Origin of the sequence: Ensifer sp. M14 (assembly GCF_003355565.1) — a bacterium.
Taxonomy (GTDB): domain Bacteria; phylum Pseudomonadota; class Alphaproteobacteria; order Rhizobiales; family Rhizobiaceae; genus Ensifer.
Window position 1 is genome coordinate 3,734,440 of sequence record NZ_QJNR01000004.1, and the last position, 16,000, is coordinate 3,750,439.

20 protein-coding genes are annotated in these 16,000 nt (G+C 60.8%); 8 read left to right on the forward strand and 12 right to left on the reverse strand.

Annotated features, from left to right (window positions below; translation table 11 throughout):
* Positions 1-608 precede the first annotated feature (608 nt).
* From BLJAPNOD_RS18140 to BLJAPNOD_RS18150, 3 genes are all read left to right on the forward strand, one after another.
* Positions 609-1,064, forward strand: a complete 456-nt coding sequence (locus BLJAPNOD_RS18140) for a DUF5330 domain-containing protein (protein WP_115420696.1) — start codon at positions 609-611, stop codon at positions 1,062-1,064.
* 245 nt (positions 1,065-1,309) lie between these two features.
* The gene (locus BLJAPNOD_RS18145) at positions 1,310-2,008 is read left to right on the forward strand and encodes a hypothetical protein (RefSeq protein WP_139354014.1); all 699 of its coding nucleotides are present in this window, start codon (positions 1,310-1,312) and stop codon (positions 2,006-2,008) included.
* Between the two features lie 193 nt (positions 2,009-2,201).
* Positions 2,202-2,624 (forward strand): SufE family protein, encoded by a 423-nt coding sequence (locus tag BLJAPNOD_RS18150; protein ID WP_077504043.1) that lies wholly within the window; start codon positions 2,202-2,204, stop codon positions 2,622-2,624.
* A gap of 208 nt (positions 2,625-2,832) precedes the next feature.
* On the opposite strand, the gene BLJAPNOD_RS18155 is transcribed toward BLJAPNOD_RS18150, so the two are convergent.
* Positions 2,833-3,318, reverse strand: a complete 486-nt coding sequence (locus BLJAPNOD_RS18155; protein WP_343215808.1) for a helix-turn-helix domain-containing protein — start codon at positions 3,316-3,318, stop codon at positions 2,833-2,835.
* Between the two features lie 212 nt (positions 3,319-3,530).
* Positions 3,531-3,962, reverse strand: a complete 432-nt coding sequence (locus BLJAPNOD_RS18160; protein ID WP_065782210.1) for a MucR family transcriptional regulator — start codon at positions 3,960-3,962, stop codon at positions 3,531-3,533.
* Between the two features lie 52 nt (positions 3,963-4,014).
* Between BLJAPNOD_RS18160 and BLJAPNOD_RS35190 the strand changes: the two genes are divergently transcribed.
* Positions 4,015-4,206, forward strand: coding sequence for a hypothetical protein (locus tag BLJAPNOD_RS35190; protein WP_147294557.1), 192 nt, complete (start codon positions 4,015-4,017; stop codon positions 4,204-4,206).
* Positions 4,207-4,365: 159 nt separating this feature from the next.
* Here BLJAPNOD_RS35190 and mnhG read toward each other — a convergent pair whose 3' ends face one another.
* Genes mnhG through BLJAPNOD_RS18195 form a run of 7 tightly spaced genes read right to left on the reverse strand, consistent with a single transcriptional unit; the run spans position 4,366 to position 10,301 of the window.
* Positions 4,366-4,725, reverse strand: a complete 360-nt coding sequence (gene mnhG / locus BLJAPNOD_RS18165; protein ID WP_077504044.1) for a monovalent cation/H(+) antiporter subunit G — start codon at positions 4,723-4,725, stop codon at positions 4,366-4,368.
* A complete protein-coding gene (locus BLJAPNOD_RS18170) occupies positions 4,725-5,108 on the reverse strand; it encodes a cation:proton antiporter (protein WP_115420697.1) in 384 nt (127 codons plus the stop codon). The genes mnhG and BLJAPNOD_RS18170 overlap by 1 nt, the downstream gene beginning before the upstream one ends.
* Positions 5,105-5,578: a Na+/H+ antiporter subunit E gene (locus tag BLJAPNOD_RS18175; protein ID WP_115421349.1), complete on the reverse strand. Its 474-nt coding sequence runs from the start codon at positions 5,576-5,578 to the stop codon at positions 5,105-5,107. Before BLJAPNOD_RS18175 ends, BLJAPNOD_RS18170 begins: the two co-directional genes overlap by 4 nt.
* Complete coding sequence (locus tag BLJAPNOD_RS18180; RefSeq protein WP_115420698.1) at positions 5,578-7,140, reverse strand: Na+/H+ antiporter subunit D; 1,563 nt, start codon at positions 7,138-7,140, stop codon at positions 5,578-5,580. The genes BLJAPNOD_RS18175 and BLJAPNOD_RS18180 overlap by 1 nt, the downstream gene beginning before the upstream one ends.
* Positions 7,141-7,147: 7 nt before the next feature.
* The gene (locus tag BLJAPNOD_RS18185) at positions 7,148-7,525 is read right to left on the reverse strand and encodes a Na+/H+ antiporter subunit C (protein WP_077504047.1); all 378 of its coding nucleotides are present in this window, start codon (positions 7,523-7,525) and stop codon (positions 7,148-7,150) included.
* Positions 7,525-7,944: a Na(+)/H(+) antiporter subunit B gene (locus BLJAPNOD_RS18190; protein WP_077504048.1), complete on the reverse strand. Its 420-nt coding sequence runs from the start codon at positions 7,942-7,944 to the stop codon at positions 7,525-7,527. The genes BLJAPNOD_RS18185 and BLJAPNOD_RS18190 overlap by 1 nt, the downstream gene beginning before the upstream one ends.
* On the reverse strand, positions 7,941-10,301 hold the full coding sequence (locus BLJAPNOD_RS18195) for a putative monovalent cation/H+ antiporter subunit A (RefSeq protein ID WP_115420699.1): 2,361 nt from the start codon (positions 10,299-10,301) through the stop codon (positions 7,941-7,943). Before BLJAPNOD_RS18195 ends, BLJAPNOD_RS18190 begins: the two co-directional genes overlap by 4 nt.
* Before the next feature lie 450 nt (positions 10,302-10,751).
* Here BLJAPNOD_RS18195 and BLJAPNOD_RS18200 point away from each other — a divergent pair, with 450 nt between their 5' ends.
* From BLJAPNOD_RS18200 to BLJAPNOD_RS18210, 3 genes are all read left to right on the forward strand, one after another.
* Positions 10,752-12,368 (forward strand): EAL domain-containing protein, encoded by a 1,617-nt coding sequence (locus tag BLJAPNOD_RS18200; RefSeq protein ID WP_115420700.1) that lies wholly within the window; start codon positions 10,752-10,754, stop codon positions 12,366-12,368.
* Positions 12,369-12,514: 146 nt separating this feature from the next.
* Complete coding sequence (gene msrB / locus BLJAPNOD_RS18205; RefSeq protein WP_077504051.1) at positions 12,515-12,922, forward strand: peptide-methionine (R)-S-oxide reductase MsrB; 408 nt, start codon at positions 12,515-12,517, stop codon at positions 12,920-12,922.
* Between the two features lie 114 nt (positions 12,923-13,036).
* Complete coding sequence (locus BLJAPNOD_RS18210; RefSeq protein ID WP_077504052.1) at positions 13,037-13,561, forward strand: hypothetical protein; 525 nt, start codon at positions 13,037-13,039, stop codon at positions 13,559-13,561.
* Between the two features lie 120 nt (positions 13,562-13,681).
* On the opposite strand, the gene BLJAPNOD_RS18215 is transcribed toward BLJAPNOD_RS18210, so the two are convergent.
* Positions 13,682-14,344, reverse strand: coding sequence for a hemolysin III family protein (locus BLJAPNOD_RS18215; RefSeq protein WP_115420701.1), 663 nt, complete (start codon positions 14,342-14,344; stop codon positions 13,682-13,684).
* Between the two features lie 242 nt (positions 14,345-14,586).
* Between BLJAPNOD_RS18215 and BLJAPNOD_RS18220 the strand changes: the two genes are divergently transcribed.
* On the forward strand, positions 14,587-15,057 hold the full coding sequence (locus tag BLJAPNOD_RS18220; protein WP_158556137.1) for a GNAT family N-acetyltransferase: 471 nt from the start codon (positions 14,587-14,589) through the stop codon (positions 15,055-15,057).
* A gap of 96 nt (positions 15,058-15,153) precedes the next feature.
* On the opposite strand, the gene BLJAPNOD_RS18225 is transcribed toward BLJAPNOD_RS18220, so the two are convergent.
* The gene (locus tag BLJAPNOD_RS18225) at positions 15,154-15,498 is read right to left on the reverse strand and encodes a TraR/DksA C4-type zinc finger protein (RefSeq protein WP_077504055.1); all 345 of its coding nucleotides are present in this window, start codon (positions 15,496-15,498) and stop codon (positions 15,154-15,156) included.
* 65 nt (positions 15,499-15,563) lie between these two features.
* A complete protein-coding gene (locus BLJAPNOD_RS18230; RefSeq protein WP_077504056.1) occupies positions 15,564-15,986 on the reverse strand; it encodes a universal stress protein in 423 nt (140 codons plus the stop codon).
* Positions 15,987-16,000: the final 14 nt, after the last annotated feature.

A 16,000-nucleotide genomic window follows, 5' to 3' on the forward strand; every position in this document is an offset into this window, starting at 1 on the left:
GCCACATTTGTTGTTCTTGCGAGACTGAGCGTGACCGTTTTCCGCTTCATGCGGGCCGCCATTCGAACTGCCTCGTGACATGTCGGAATCTCGCATCCCCGGCTTAATGAAAGAATAAACGGGACTGTCCCGGAACGGCGCCAAACCCTCGAAAAATCCCGTTTTGAGGCAATTCGAGTGACCTTCATTTCTTGTGGTTAACGGGGCGTAAGCAACGGATTTCCGTGCATTTTCCGCCTCTCGTTAAGGATTTGGGCAAGGCGCCCCGGTGCCGTTGCCCACGCTTGCAGGCTTTGCCGGCGGACCGTCGCCACGATCCTTAACGGCAAACGCTAAGATGCGGCACAAATGCCGGGCAAATCCTCGAAATCGGGAGTTTCATTAAAATTCGAAACAAATGCTGCGGGTTTTTGAAAAGCGGTCTTGTGATTCCCTGCCTAATGTCCGTCCCAACAAAGGGCCGAACGACGAAAGACGGCGGTCCTCATGGAAACAACGGCGGGCGTGAACGGGTATCAGGGGATACTGCGGCGCTCCAGGATGCCGAAAGCGGAAAAACCGGCTAGAAGACCGGCGGGCACGGCAGCCGAATACAGGATGGGCAGAACATGTGGTTTCTCATCAAGGCGACATTCTGGTTTTCGATGGTACTGGTGCTGCTGCCGTTCCTCGATCCGTCGAGCGCTGAGAAGCTGGAGCACGGACCGAAGGTCGAGCTCGGCGATACTTTCTTTGCCGCCAATGAGGCTTTCCAATACATCAGTGCCATCTGCATCCAGAAGCCCGAGGTTTGCGAAAAGGGTGCCGAAACCTTCGTCGCTCTCGGCCATCGGGCTCGGGAAGGCGCCCGCATCGCCTATGAGTTCCTCGATACGCAGTTCGCCGAAACCGATGCGATCAAGCCCGACGCCAAGGTGACGACCGGAACCGTGGGCCAGGCGGCCGAGGTCGTCGACCAACTCGCGGCTCCCATCGAGCAGACCGCTGCGGATGCAGCTCCAGTTTTCAAGCGCACCCCGGTTCCGGAAAAACGCCTCGACCCCAAGGCATCACACGCCCAGTAAACATTTCTTCCGGTGACAGCGGGTCGACCCGACCGCCGCCGAGACATCCTTTGACACTGCCTGACTTGCCGCCTTCTTGCGGCCGCCGCGAGGAACCCATCCCCTCGCGGCGTTTTCTTTTTCTGGATGCAACCGAAGGGCGGTCCAGAGACAGGCTCGCACAAGACATGGCTGTTTAGGTCCCCGCACATTCAGCGGAGACTGCCCCGATGCAGATATACGGGTTCTTTTCAAATGCGGGCACGATGCGTGCGGCCACAACCGGATCGCCTGCCGGCATTGATGCGGCGCCGCTGGAGCAAAAAAACGGATCTCCTCTTCTCAATCTCTTGCGCGCGGATGAGGAAACCGCTGCCAGCCGCAAGGCCGTGGCCAAGAAGAAGCTGGACGAGCTGAAAGAGCAGCTGCGAATGCTGCGGTTTTGGGCTTCGGACCCGGAGACGCTCGCAAGGCTTGCAAAACAGCTGGCGCAGCAGCTTGGTGCGGCCGCGCAGCAATTCGCCGGTGGCGGCTCTACCGGCATGATGGGCGGAGGCGGCGACGCAGCGTCAGGTGCTGCATCCGCAGCAACAACGGCCGCCACAGCGGCGCTGCAGGCAAGTACGGCCGAGGCGGCAAATGCCGGCGGCGAAGAAGGCAACGACCACGACAAGTCAGAGCCTTCATCCTTTGCCGAGCGCGCCTACCGCGAATTCAGCTCCGACGGCTCGCAGGACCGTTCCGACGCAAGCACGATGGCGGAGTTCAAGGCGCTCGCCGAGCAGCTCAAGCAAGTGCTGAGGAAGGCGGAGCAGGATCTGCGCGCCAAGGGCGCCGGCGACGATGCGGATGACGCGAGAAAGGCGAGCAACGCCCTCGCCACCTCGATGGCATCTCTCGACGCGGCAGGCACAGCCGGTGCGACTGCCGGTGCCGTCACAATTCCCACAAGCGTTTCGATCTAGCGCAGCAGCTTCGAGCGAATTGCGCATTGATGCATCCGAGTGGCGATTCGCGGTTCTCATCTGTGCTACCATCGCCTATATGAACGTCACGCCGATCGCGATGCCTTCAGGGCTGGCGAGGATCGCGCGGTAGAGGCATCGCTCTCGAGCGGCGACGGGCGCCGCCTGATGGTGCCGACAATCGGACCGGACCATGACCACGCTTGACCAGATTATCGATGACTTCGCCTTCCTCGACGAATGGGAGGATCGCTACCGCTATGTGATCGAACTTGGCAAAGCTCTGCCCGAGATGCCGGAAGCCAAGCGCACCAGCGAGAACAAGGTGCAAGGCTGCGCCAGCCAGGTCTGGCTCGCCACCCAGGCGACCGGCGATCTGGAAGATCCGGTATTGATCTTCGAAGGCGAATCCGATGCTCACATCGTGCGCGGATTGGTCGCCATCGTGCTAACGATCTATTCCGGCAAGCATGCCTCGGAGATTGCGAGGCTGGATGCGATCGATACTTTCAGCAAGATCGGCCTGATCGAGCATCTGTCGACGCAGCGCGCGAACGGCCTGCGCTCGATGATCCAGCGGATCAAGAATGAAGCCGAGACGCGCCTCGCCGCTTGAGATCACGGTCGTTCCCATCCATTCCGGCATGTGCCAAGCCTTGCACAATCGCGGAGCCGCCGCCGACCACAGGCGTCGGCAAAGCGGCCATTTTGGCGAACATTCACTGACAATGCTCCCTGCGCACCGGACCTGACGCGCAGCGCCATGACCGGCCTGCAGAGTGCACCACGCCCTGTGGTCACGACCGGCGGGTGCCCGGCGTCAGCTATTCACCTCGTTCTGCTTGCACAGCAAACGCAGATGCCACCATGCACTCGATCGTCTCGAGGAATGCATCGAAATCGGCGAGATCCCGCCGATCCTCGACTACGGAGCAGGCGTGGCGGACGGTGGTGCGGTCGCGCTCGAAGGCTTTGGCGATATCGCTTTGTGGTATCTGCAGGACCACGTGGCATACATACATGGCGATCTGGCGCGCGTGGCACCTCGAGCGCCTTGCATCGCGAAGGAGCGGCAGTCTGTCTGCTGCTAGCAGCACGGCCTCAGCCGTCAGATTTTGCACGAGGCGGCAGGTCAACCGCGTGGACATCTCACGTGCACCGCCCTGCCCGACCGGCATCGCCGCAACAGGCCCAGCCGGGTACGTGGCCGTCTTCAGATGATGGACCACGCCGGGCCAAAGTTCACTTGGGACATCGGCTTTGACAAAGGACATAGAAACAACCCCTTCAATAGGAATTAATTCATACACCCATTTACGAGGAAGGGGAAAAGGAAATCTTCTGCGTATTGGTTTCGCAGCTCTCGCCGCATCGCTCTGAGAGCCGAACATTGTGAATAGGCAGATTTTCCCAAACCAAAAAGCACAAAGGCCGGGCGAACCCGGCCTTTGTGTGAATTTACAATCGGCCCCTCAAACCAGACCGGCGCAGAGCGCGGTCACGGTAATGGGCGACGGTCGACTTATTTACCGCGACGCTTGCGGCGCTGACCGAGGCCCATTTCCTTGGCGAGGCGCGAACGTGCTTCGGCATAGGCGGGAGCAACCATCGGGTAGTCGGTCGGCAGATCCCACTTCTCGCGATACTCTTCCGGCGACAGGCTGTGATGCGTCATCAGGTGGCGCTTCAGAGACTTGAACGTACCGCCACATTCGAGGCAGGTGATCTGGTCGTCCTGAACGGATTTGCGGACCGATACGGCCGGCTTCGGCTTTTCGACGGGGACCACGACCGGCGCCGGTGCCGCCGTGTTGTTGAGAGCCGAATGGACGTCGGCGATCAGCGTCGAGAGCTCGGCGGCCGGAACGACATGGTTGCTGACATAAGCGGAAACGATCTCAGCCGTCAGTTCAACCAGAAGTTCATGGCTCGCGCCAAGCGTTGTTTCAGTCATTTCTTTCTCCTATCGGAATTCAGCACAAGCCCGAAATATTTCAGGGGGAGGAATGCATGCAAATGCCGCCGGGAAGCCTTCGCTGCCTTGGGATAGACCATCAATCGCACAGCAAGGACAAATTCTTGCCGCATTATCAAGAGTTGGAATTTTGATCACGAAACCTATTGCCGAGTCGTTGGAACAACCAACCTCTCAAAGCAACAGCCAATATTCACAACTCAAGCTGGAATTTCAGCTCTAAGTATTTTCCACAACGACACTTTACATTTACTCGATTAACACTGATCAGTGAAAATTCCAAACATAAATTTGGCCACCGCTAGCAACTTTATTTCGAAATTGCTAACGCGGCGGCGGTCTATCGGAATGTTCTGAAATACAAAACCAGAAACGTTGCCGTTCAATGCCGGCGCGGCTCTTCCTTTTGCGGAAGCTGATCTATGACCGACTGCTTCGTCAGCCTGTAACCCGACTGATGTGCGGCCTTTGCCAAGAGATGGGCGGAAATAGGGGCCGTCAGAACGAAGAAGAAGAACCCCGCCAACGCCCGAAACAGTATTGCCACATCAAGCGAGTGCAGTCCCGCGGCCAAAAGCAGCAGGCCCGACCCGACCGTCCCAGCCTTGGAGGCTGCGTGCATGCGGGTGTAAAGGTCCGGGAAGCGCACAATGCCAATCGCTGCCAGCAAGGAAAAGATGGCGCCGCCGACAAGCAGGACGGCAACCGAAAGCGTGATGATCGTCTCGAAGGTCGCCTCCATCAGCGTGCCCCCTTGCGTTTGCGCCTGGCGCCATTCGCCTTCAGCGACCGGCCCCCTTTGCCTGTATGTGGCGCAGCCTGCTCCAGGCTGCCCTTCTCCGGCGAAAGGCCGCGTGCCAGAACAAAGCGGGCAAAGGCGATGGTTGCAAGGAAGCCGACCAGTCCGAGGGCGATGGCGATATCGATGTAAAGATTGAACCCGGTGCGGATGGCAACAATTGCAATCAGACCGATGGCGATGGCCACGAGCATATCGAGGCCCAGAACGCGATCGGGGAGCGTCGGGCCACGGATGATGCGCCAGACGGTCACCAAAAGCGCCACGGACAAAAGCACAAGTGCGAAGCCGGTGGCGGTCGAAAGTATCTGGGCCGGCAGCGTCATTCGAAGGCCTCCTTGATCCGGCGTTCGAAGCCATTGGCAATATCGCGCCTGAGGCCGCCGGGATCCGCACAATCAAGGGCGTGAACATAGAGGGTCTTGCGATCCTCGGAGACGTCGACGGAAAGTGTACCCGGCGTCAGCGTGATGAGGTTGGCCAGAAGCGCTATCTCGAAGTCGCTCTTGACGGTCAGCGGGTAGGAGAAGATGCCCGGCTTCAGCCGCATTTTCGGCTGGACGACCATGAACGCTACCTTGGTCGCCGAGACTGCAAGCTCCTTGAAAAACAACGCGGTCAACAGCAGGATCTTCAGCGGCCGGACCGGATAGGCGACAGGCTGCAATTCACGCCGGATCAGCCATAGGGACAGTGCGCCGACGGCAAAGCCAAGCAACAGGTTCGGCACGCCGAGGCTGCCGCTGATAGCGGCCCAGATCGCGGTGAAGACCAGATTGAGCCAGAGAAACTTGATCATCGGGCGGCTCCCGGGAAGACCGAGTTCAGATAGCTTGACGGCTCGGAAAGGCCGGCGGCGGCATTCTGGATGGTTGCAAGCAGCGGCTCGGGATAGAGGCCGATCGCCAAGGTCATGACCGTCAACGCCACAAGCGGCAGAAGAATGGCGGCCGGGATCTGCGCCTTAGTCGCTACGCCCTGCCCTTCTGCCGTATCCCGCCAATAGGCCAGCAGGAAGAAGCGGCCAGTCGCGATCGTCGTCAGGAAGCCGGTGACGAGCAGTGCGGCTGCGAGCCACCAGGCGCCAATGTCGAGGGCTGCCTTGACCAGCATGACCTTCGGCCAGAAGCCGGAGAACGGCGGCAGGCCGGACACGGCAAAGGCGAGCATCAGGCTGATCGCGGCAAAGCCAGCATGGCGACGGTAAAGACCTGAAAGCGACGACAGCGAGAAACTGCCGCCAAGCTTCGCTGCGACGCCCGAGGCGAAGTAGAGCGCGGTCATGACAAGCATCGAATGCAGCGCGTAAAAGATCGCGCCGCCGATGCCCCCCGGCCCGCCAACGGCGATGCCCGCAAGGATCGAACCGATGCCGGAGATCACGAGATAGCCGAGCATGCGACGGAAATCCGACTGCGCCAACGCGCCGAACACGCCGACGAGCATCGTCAACGCCCCGACCACCGCGATGACGAAGCTGAGTTCTTCCCGCTCCACCGGCAAAAGCATCACCGTCACGCGGATCAGCGCGTAGATGCCGACCTTGGTCAACAAACCCGCGAAGAGCGCCGACACGACGACGCGCGGCGTGTGATAGGACGCCGGCAGCCAGAAATTGACGGGAAACGCGGCCGCCTTCATCCCGAAGGCCAGCAAGAACAATGCTGTCAGCGTCATCAACGGCGCGGTACCGCGCAGGCCTTCCGCCTTGCGGGCGATATCGGCCATGTTGAGCGTTCCGAAGCTTGCATAGAGATAGCCGGTGGTCACCAGGAACAGCGTCGTCGCGACGAGGTTGAGGAAACCATACTTGACCGCGCCATCGATCTGCTCGCGCTCGGAGCCGAGCACAATCAGGCCGAAGGACGAAATCAGCAGCACCTCGAACCAGACGTAGAGATTGAAGATGTCGCCGGTCAGAAACGCACCGGAGACGCCGGCCATCAGCAGCATCAGGAAAGGATAGAAACCGTATCGACGGCCGCTATCATTGATGTCGGAGAGCGAGTAGACGCCGCCGGCAAGCGCGACGACGGACGCGGCAAGCGCAAACAGCGCGCCGGTGAGATCGACGGTGAAGGCGATACCGAAAGGCGGCAGCCAGCGCCCCATCACCATCGTCACCGGGCCGCTGACGATCACATGCTGCAGAAGCAGTGCGTCGATCACCACCAGACCGGCGAGACCGGCGACGGAGATGAATGGATGCAGGCCGATCGGGCGGCGCAGCATGACCAGCAACGCGCCGATCGCCAGGCACCAGGCGACCGGAAGGATCACCAGCCAGTCGGCAGCCGCAACCGGCTCGAGAACGAGGGCAGCGGAAAGATCGGCGGGAGGTGAAGTCGAAACGGCCATGGGTCAGTCAGTATCCAAGCGGGGGAGCCGGCTCTTCTTCCGGCTCGGCGACGCGCATTTCGTCGGTGTTGTCGGTCGAAAGATCCTCGTAGGCGCGCCAGGCCAAAACCAGCAGGAAAGCGAAGAAGGAGAACGAAATGACGATTGCCGTCAGGATGAGAGCCTGTGGCAGTGCATTCGCCGCCGGTCCGGCGAGCGTATCGGCGCCCTCCTGAATGACGGGCGGCACGCCGCGCGTCAGCCGGCCACCGGTAAAGATCAAAAGGTTGACGCCATTGCCGAGGATCGCCACGCCGAGCAGAACCCGAATGATGGACTTCGACAGAAGCAGATAGATGGCAACGGTGAAGAAGGTGCCGACCAGCAGAGCAAACCAAGCTTCCATCATTCACCTCCCCGCTCTTCGAGCGACAGCGCGATCGAGCTGATGGCGCCAACAACGACGAGATAGACGCCGCAATCAAACAGCGTCACCGTCGATAGCGGCACTTCCACGCCGAGCAAGGAGGGATAGATCCAAAGCCCGGTCATGAAGGGCACGCGCGCAGCAATCGAGATCAGGCCCGCGATGGTGGCGGCAAAGAGGCCAGCACCGGCAATGGCCATCGGGTGGAAATAGATCGCGCGACGCACGGTCTCGACACCGCAGGCGATGCCGTAGATCGCCAATGCCGACACGGCGATCAGTCCGCCGATGAAGCCGCCGCCCGGCTCGTTGTGGCCGCGTAGCAGCACGAAGATCGAAAACAACACCATCAGGCTGGTCAGGAACGGTGCGACGGCCCGGAAGATCACCGATCTCATGCGCGGTCCTCCGCATCCGGGTCATTATCGGCGATGCGCCGCAGCGAGCCGGCCCTGAGGCGAACCAAGGACAGGATGGCCAAACCGGTCACCATGACGACGGCGATCTCGCCGAGCGTGTCCGTGCCGCGGAAGTCGACGATGATGACGTTGACGACATTGGCGCCATGCGCGATCGTCTTCGAATAGAGATTGAAGAAGTCGGTCAACGAGGCGTCGAAGGGCACGCCGGTGACTTTCAGCAGCATCAGCCCGAAACCGATACCGCAGGCGAGCGCGATCGTAAGATCCGGCACCGTCTGGGCGAGCGGCCGGTGGTCGGAGGGCGAAAGCCTCAGCCGCGTCATCACCAGCGCCAGCACCACAACCGATAAGGTCTCGATCATGAACTGGGTGAAGGCGAGATCCGGCGCACCGTAGAGCAAAAAGATGACGGCGACTGCAAAGCCCTGAATACCCAGCGAAACGATTGCCGTCAGCCGGTCGGCAGCGAGCACCACGGCGAAGAGCCCGATCACGGCAATCGCCATGATCGCAAGCTCGTGCAGCGGCACATCGCCGGCAAAGAACGGTGCACGCGGCAGTTCGCCATAATAGAGCGGCGCGCCCAACAGCACGGCCGCGACCAGCACGAACGTCACCGTCATGTAGACATCGAGGCGACCGGATTGCAGACGGCGGGTCAGCGCGACGGAAAAGCGTACAAGCCCACGCATGAACTGATCGAAACCGCGATCCGGCCCCCAGCCGATGTCGGTAAGGACGGTCGCGATAAAGGCCCGCAGGCGGGTTAGGTTGAGATAGCAGACAATGCCCAGAGCGATGGTCGCAAAGGACAATACCAGCGGCATGCCGATATCGGGGATCGCCGAGATCGTGATCTTCCTGGGCTCGCCGGCGATTGCCGTCGCCATTGGTGTCGACACCAACTCGTGGGTAAGGTTGGACAACAGGGCAGCCGACAGTCCCTTGGCGGCCAGGAGCGCAGGCCCGAGCCACAACAGCAGAGGCGCCTCATGCGCGGACTTCGGCGTTTCGACCTTTGCGCCGATGAAGGGCTTGAGCGCGACGGCGAAAGCAACGGCAAACATCAGCGCATTGCCGAGGATGGCAAGTGCGGCAAAAACCATGGCACGCCGATCAAGGCTGGGAAGCGCGTAGTAGATCTCTTCCTTGGCGAGAAATCCGAAAAACGGCGGCAGACCGCCCATCGAAAAGGCCGCTGCAAGTGCGATCACGAATGTCAGCGGCATGGCGGAGCGCAAGCCGCCGAGCTTCGTGACGTCGCGGGTGCCGGTTTCATGGTCGATAATGCCGGCAACCATGAACAGCGCGCCCTTGAACAGGGAATGCGCCACCAGATAGAGTGCCGCAGCCTCTATCGCATGCGGGAATCCGAGCCCGGTCAGCATCACGAGCAGGCCAAGAGATGCCATGGTGGTATAGGCGAGCATCAACTTCAGATCGGTCTGGCGGCAGGCGAGCACCGCGCCGATGATGAGTGTGGCACCGCCGAAGAGTGGCAGCAACATCTGCCACTCGGGGGTTCCGCCAAGCACCGGATTGAGGCGCATCAGCAAGTAGACGCCGGCCTTCACCATTGTCGCGGAATGCAGGTAGGCCGAGACGGGCGTCGGCGCCTCCATCGCGTTGGGCAGCCAGAAATGGAAGGGAAACTGGGCGGACTTGGTGAACGCGCCGCCGAGCACCAGCAGCAGTGCCGCGAGATAGAAGGGGCTCGCGCGCATCTCCGGACCGAAGGACATCAGCAGCGAAAGCTGGGTGACGCCGGTGACGTTCCAGATGACCAGCAGGCCCGCGAGCAGCAACAGCCCGCCTCCCCCGGTAACCACAAGCGCCTGCAGAGCGGCACGCCGCGCGGCCTCGCGCGAATGGTCGAAGCCGATCAGCAGGAAGGAGGTAATAGAGGTCAGTTCCCAGAAAACGAAGAGCATCAGGAAGCTGTCGGAGACGACCAGTCCGAGCATCGATCCCATGAACATCAGGATGAAGGAGAAGAACCGGCCCTGCTGCGGATGTCCCTTCAGGTAGCCGCCGGAATAGAGCACGATCAGCGTGCCGATCCCGGCGATCAGCAGGACGAAGGTCAGAGACAGACCATCGATCAGCCAGGAGAAGCTGACATTGAAGGAGGGGATCCATTCATAGCCGCCGGTAACGACCTCGCCACGAGAGACTTCAGGCCAAAAGCGCATGAAGTGCAGGACGATCGCTGCAGGAAAAAGCGCGAGAATCCAGGCAGCGTTGTGTCCGAGCAGGCGGGTCAACAGCGGCGCAACAAGCGCACCCACGAACGGAAGCGATAAGGCCAGCAATGTCAGGGCGGCAACATCCATCGTCCGGGCGCGCTCCTTTGCGATTTGATTGTCGGATCAAACGAATACCCGACATAAAAGATGGGTACGCGGGCCTCAAGCCTAATTCGGGTAAAATCGACGTTATGCGCTGTTAAGTCCGGCAAAGGCCCGGAAAATCTCCGGTTTTCTTGTGAGATTTGTAGCCATGATCGCAAGCCGGGGTGAAACCATCCGATACTGTGCATGAACATCCGTACAGTACGGTCCATCGCCGCCGAACACGATTAACGTGTTGTTGGCAACGTCCAGCGGTATCGGTCGCAAGACATGCGCTGCATCTGGTATTTCGTCGTGACGCAACGGCACCAAGGGCGCTTCGATCCTAACACGCGCCCATGGCGAGCACATCATGCTCTGCATCGTTCGCTGTCGCGGATTGACTGATGCAAGGAATTGCGCAGCGCTTCTCTCGAACCCACGAGGTCTGGCTTGGAACGGTCTTACATAGTGGCGGTGACCAGCGTATTGGCGGCGCTGGGCGCCATTCTGCCGATCGCCGCGGCGTTCTATCTCTCCTGGTCGGTCGCCACCAGCAGGGAGGAGACACGCCTCACCCGCCTCGCCGAGTATGCGATCATGCGTGCCGATATGGCGTTCGGCGAAGCAAGCTCGGCGCTCAAGTCTGCCGACCAGTTCAGCTTTGCACCCTGTTCCCAGGCACATATCGCGGCGATGCGCACGCTTGTCGTCAACACGCGATCCGTCGAGGACATCGGTTACTTCGAAGGCGATGCGCTCAAATGTTCCTCCTGGGGCAAACTGAAAACGACCATCGGACGCAGGCAAGTCGACTTCACCACAGCCAGCGGTATCGGCGTGACGGCTCGGGTTCATCCGACGATCAGCAGCGGCCGGGCGATGTTGGGGTTCCGGTATCGATCCTACAGCGTGCTGACCGATCCGGCACGGCTTGTCGATGTGCTCGCATCCCCGGATACGCGCCTGGCGATCGCCAACGACACGGGCACCCTCGTCAGCGCCTTGAATGCCCCGGACGAGTCGCTGATCAAGCGGCTGGTCGAGCATCCGCAGACCGGCAGCGATGCGGACAATCTCTTTGCCACCGCGACCGGATCCGGGTGGATTGCCGTGGCAACATCGTCACGAGCGTTGCTGCTGAACGATCTCGGCCGCGAACGGCTGCTGCTGCTACCACTCGGCGCAATTGTTGCCGCATTGATGGTCGGCCTCGTCCTCTGGCTGTCGCGGCGACGACTCTCGCCGCTCGGCGAACTCTCGATCGCCGTGCAACGCCGTGAATTCATCGTGCATTACCAGCCACTGATCGAAATGAAGACCGGCATCTGCGTCGGCGCGGAAGCGCTTGTACGCTGGCGCAGGCCCGACGGCTCGCTGGTCAGGCCCGACACCTTCATTCCGCTCGCGGAGGAAAGCGGCCTGATCCAGGCCATTACCGATCAGGTCGTCGACGGGGTCATTGGCGATCTTGGCGCGGTTCTCGTCGCCGACCGTTCGCTGCACATCGCCATCAATCTTTCGGCCGACGACATCAAATCCGGGCGCGTCCTGCCCGTCATCCAGGCAGCGCTTGCAAGCTCCGGCATCCTCACCGAGCAGATCTGGCTCGAGGCCACCGAACGCGGCTTCATGGACGTGAAATCCGCCCGGGCAACGATCGAGGAAGCCCGCCGGCTTGGGCATTCCGTCGCGATCGACGATTTCGGCACCGGCTATTCCAGCCTGCAATATCTCCAGGACCTGCCGCTCGACGCATTGAAGATCGACAAGTCGTTTATCGATACCGTCGGGCTCGCCTCGGCCACAAGCGCCGTTACCCCTCATATCATCGACATCGCCAAATCGCTGAACCTCTACATCGTCGCCGAGGGCATCGAACGACAGGAGCAGGCGGATTATCTGCTCGAACGCGGCGTGCACTACGGCCAGGGCTGGCTTTACTCCAAAGCCTTGCCCGCGCAGGAGTTCATCGCATTCTACAACGAGAGCAAACGCGTTCACGGTACTGGCCCGGCAGTGATCCGGCGAGACTTTGACGCAATGCCACCGGCCGTCGGCCGTCATTGAGACGCACCTGCATCCCACCTGATCGAGCTGCAGTTCCACTGTCGGACACATCCCAGTCCGATAGCCGCCTCCCGGCACGCGAGCGTGATTTGCGGCGCGCCGTCAGCGATCCTATATATTCGTCGAAAATCACAGGGAGATCTTCGATGAGAGATGCAAGGGTGCCGAAAGTGATCAAGACCGATGCGGAGTGGCGCGCACAGCTGTCGCCCGAACAATACCGCATCACCCGCGAACACGGCACCGAGCGCGCCTTCACCGGTCCCTTCCTCGCCAACAAGAAGGCAGGCACCTATGAATGTGTCTGCTGCGGCCGTGCGCTGTTTCGTTCAGACAGCAAGTTCGATTCCGGCTGCGGCTGGCCGAGCTACTTCGCCGCCATCGACGATGAGGCGATCCGCGAGATCGAGGACCGTTCGCATTTCATGGTGCGCACCGAAATTCGCTGTGCGGACTGCGACGCCCATCTCGGACACGTCTTTCCCGACGGCCCGCCGCCCACCGGCTTGCGCTACTGCCTGAACGGCCACGCGATGACGTTTACCGAGGATTGACGCAAACGGAAGGTTGCGGTTTTAGCCTTGCAGCTGTTCCGATAGAAACAGCGCTCCATGCACGGATGTGCTATTGATAGTAAGACCGTCGAAGCAAGTCGGGAGGAGGTCCGCATGCGTCGCATTCTGGCTGCATTCGCTCTTCTGTTCTCGGCTGCTTTCCCAGCCGCTGCGGACAATGACTGGCATGCCTATGCCAATCCGCGCTTCGGCTACATCCTCGACATTCCGCCCGGCTTCGAACCGCAAGGTGAAGCGGACAATGGCGACGGCGTCAGCTTCCATGCCAACGACAACGGCGCCACGCTCACCGTTTTCGGCAGCGAGCTTGCCGACGGTGATTTCGAGATCGACGTCAACGACCGGATGGCCAGCGAACGGGAAGATCAGTGGCGGATTTCCTACTCGCGCGTGACCTCTGCCTGGGCAAGTTTTTCCGGCGTGCGCGGCGAAGAGGTATTTTACACCCGCGCCATTGCGCTCTGCGACGGCAGTGCCGCCTATTTCCGCCTGCAGTACCGCAAGAGCCGGCTGACCAGCTTCGATGGTGTCATCTCGCGGATGGCCGAGGCTTTGCGCCCCTCGGAAGGCTGTCAGCAGACGCCGGTGGCGGCAGCACCCGTGGCCGCGCCGAACTGAGCCACGCCATTCAAGACCGTTTGCGACCAAAACGGAGACGCTCTATCTCTTCGTTTTTACGCATTTCCTGACCGGAAAACCGCGCCTCACTTTTCCTGAAAACGCTCTCGCTGAGCTGGATCAGGATATCGCCGTGCCTGTCAGACAGTTGATGACCGCCGAATAGTGCACGGCGGCGCCGGTAACGACGAAGGCATGCCAGATGGCGTTCTGGAAACGCAGCTTCTCCCAGACATGGAAGATCACGCCGGCCGAATAGATGATGCCGCCGATGAGGATCAGCACCAGCGTCGTCGGCGATAGCGCCGACAACAGCGGCCCCACCGCAAGGACACCGCTCCAGCCCATGGCGAGATAAAGCAGGATCGCCAACCGGTCGAAACGACCGGGAAAGAGGCACTTGATCCCCACGCCGAGCGCGGCAATCGCCCATATGCCGATCAGCATGGCAAACAGAAACGGATCGTCCCAGCCGCGCTGCAGGAAGGGCGTATAGGTCGCGGCGATCAGCACGAAGATGGATGAGTGGTCGAAGCGGCGCAGAAACCATTTCGTGCGCGAAACCGGATAGAGATTGTAGAGGAACGATATCGACAGCGTCGCCAGCAGCCCGGCGCCATAGATAGCGGCGGCAGCAAGCTGGCCGGTCGAACTCCAGAGCATCGCATAAAAGATCAGAGCGGTGACACCGACGAGGGCCGCGGCAAGACCAACGCCATGCACGATACCATCGGCGATCAGTTCCGATCGATCATAGTTCCACTTGACGCCGGCGAACTCCACGTACCCCACCTTTCGACCTTCTTTCGCCGTCAGGCGGCGGTCGCGTTGCTGATATGCCTTATCCTGCCATAGCCAAACGCTGCGGCAAAGGGCTCGAGGATGACGAAAGCATCAACTTTTGCAACGCATTACAACAGCGACATGATGTGTTTGCGAAGACGGTCATCCCTTGTCCGCAGCACCGGCCGCAACCACATTGGCGAGGGAGACGGAAAACCGCACGTCCAAGGGGAGGAATAGTGATGACGGTGCTGCGCACGCCGGAGCCGGACCAGGCCGAAATCCTGACGCAGCTTTGCCTTCGCTCCAAGGCGGTCTGGGGCTACGACGAGGCGTTCATGGCGGTGTGCCGGCCCGCCTTGACGGTAGCGGTGGCCGACTGGCAGCAATCGGATATCCAGGTCGCCGTTGACGATGGCAAGATCGTGGGCGTCGCCCAGGTGATGTACCACGGCGACATTGCCGAACTCGACAAGCTGTTTGTCGATCCGGACGCGTTGGGTGGCGGCATCGGCCGGAGGCTCTTTGGCTGGAGCGTGGAAACCGCCCTGAACAGAGGAGCGAAGGTCATGACGATCGATGCCGATCCCGGCGCCGCCGATTTCTATCGACGCCTGGGTGCGGTCGATGACGGCATGGTCGCCTCGACGGTCATACCCGGGCGGTTCCTGCCGAGATTGAAGCTAGACCTGACGAACGTCCCGGCGCGCTGACGACAAGACGACACGGGGCCCAGAGCAACATGCTGCGTTCCAGGGCGCAAAGCATGGGCAATCGTTCAACAGCCCATCGATCAACCGGGCGGCAACTTATTTTGCACCGGCCGCAACCTCGGCCGCGCATTCCTGACAGAGCGGCGTGTGCGGCACCGCATCCAGCCGTTCAGAAGATATCGGCAGGCCGCAACGCACGCAGGTCCCGAAGGTGCCGGACGCGATGCGGTCGAGCGCAGCATCGATCCCGCGGATCTCTTCCTGGCCGGCAAGACCAATGCCCTCCAGCACCTCGTCATTCTCCCGTTCGGTCACCCGATCCGGGACGTCGGCGTTCATCGGCTCATCGAGATCATGCTCGATCTTCACCAACCGGCCATAGAGTTCCCGTTTGCGGCTGGTCAACCGTTCACGAAAGTCGTCAAGCGCAAGCTTGTCCATTGGAAGGCTCCTTGAAGTCGTAGCGCTTCAGGCGCGCCACGCTCCTGTTCTTGTTTGTTGGCGGCTCACCGGTCGACGAGAACGGCGCATGGGCAATGGCTGACGACCCGGCTGGCCGTCGACCCGATGAAATAATCGATGAGGCCCGGCCGGTGCGAGGCGATGATCACGAGATCGGCGTTTTCTTCCTTGGCGAGCGCGTTGATCGTGCCGGCAGCGCCGCCGGTGCGGATTTCGATGCGTCCCTTGATCCCGTGCTTGGCTTTCAACGCTTCCAGAGTCTTCGTCGCGTGCTTGCGCGATTCCTCGACCATCTCCAGCGGGAAATCGACGATCATGTAGCCCTGGGCATAGGCGTTCAGATCCTCGACGACATTGAGCAGAATAATCTCGCCCCCTTCATCGATCAGCTTTTCGGCGACTCCGAGCACGGACTCACCATGCTCCAGCTGATCCATGGCAATAGGGACAATGATCTTCTTGTACATGCTGCACTCCTTTG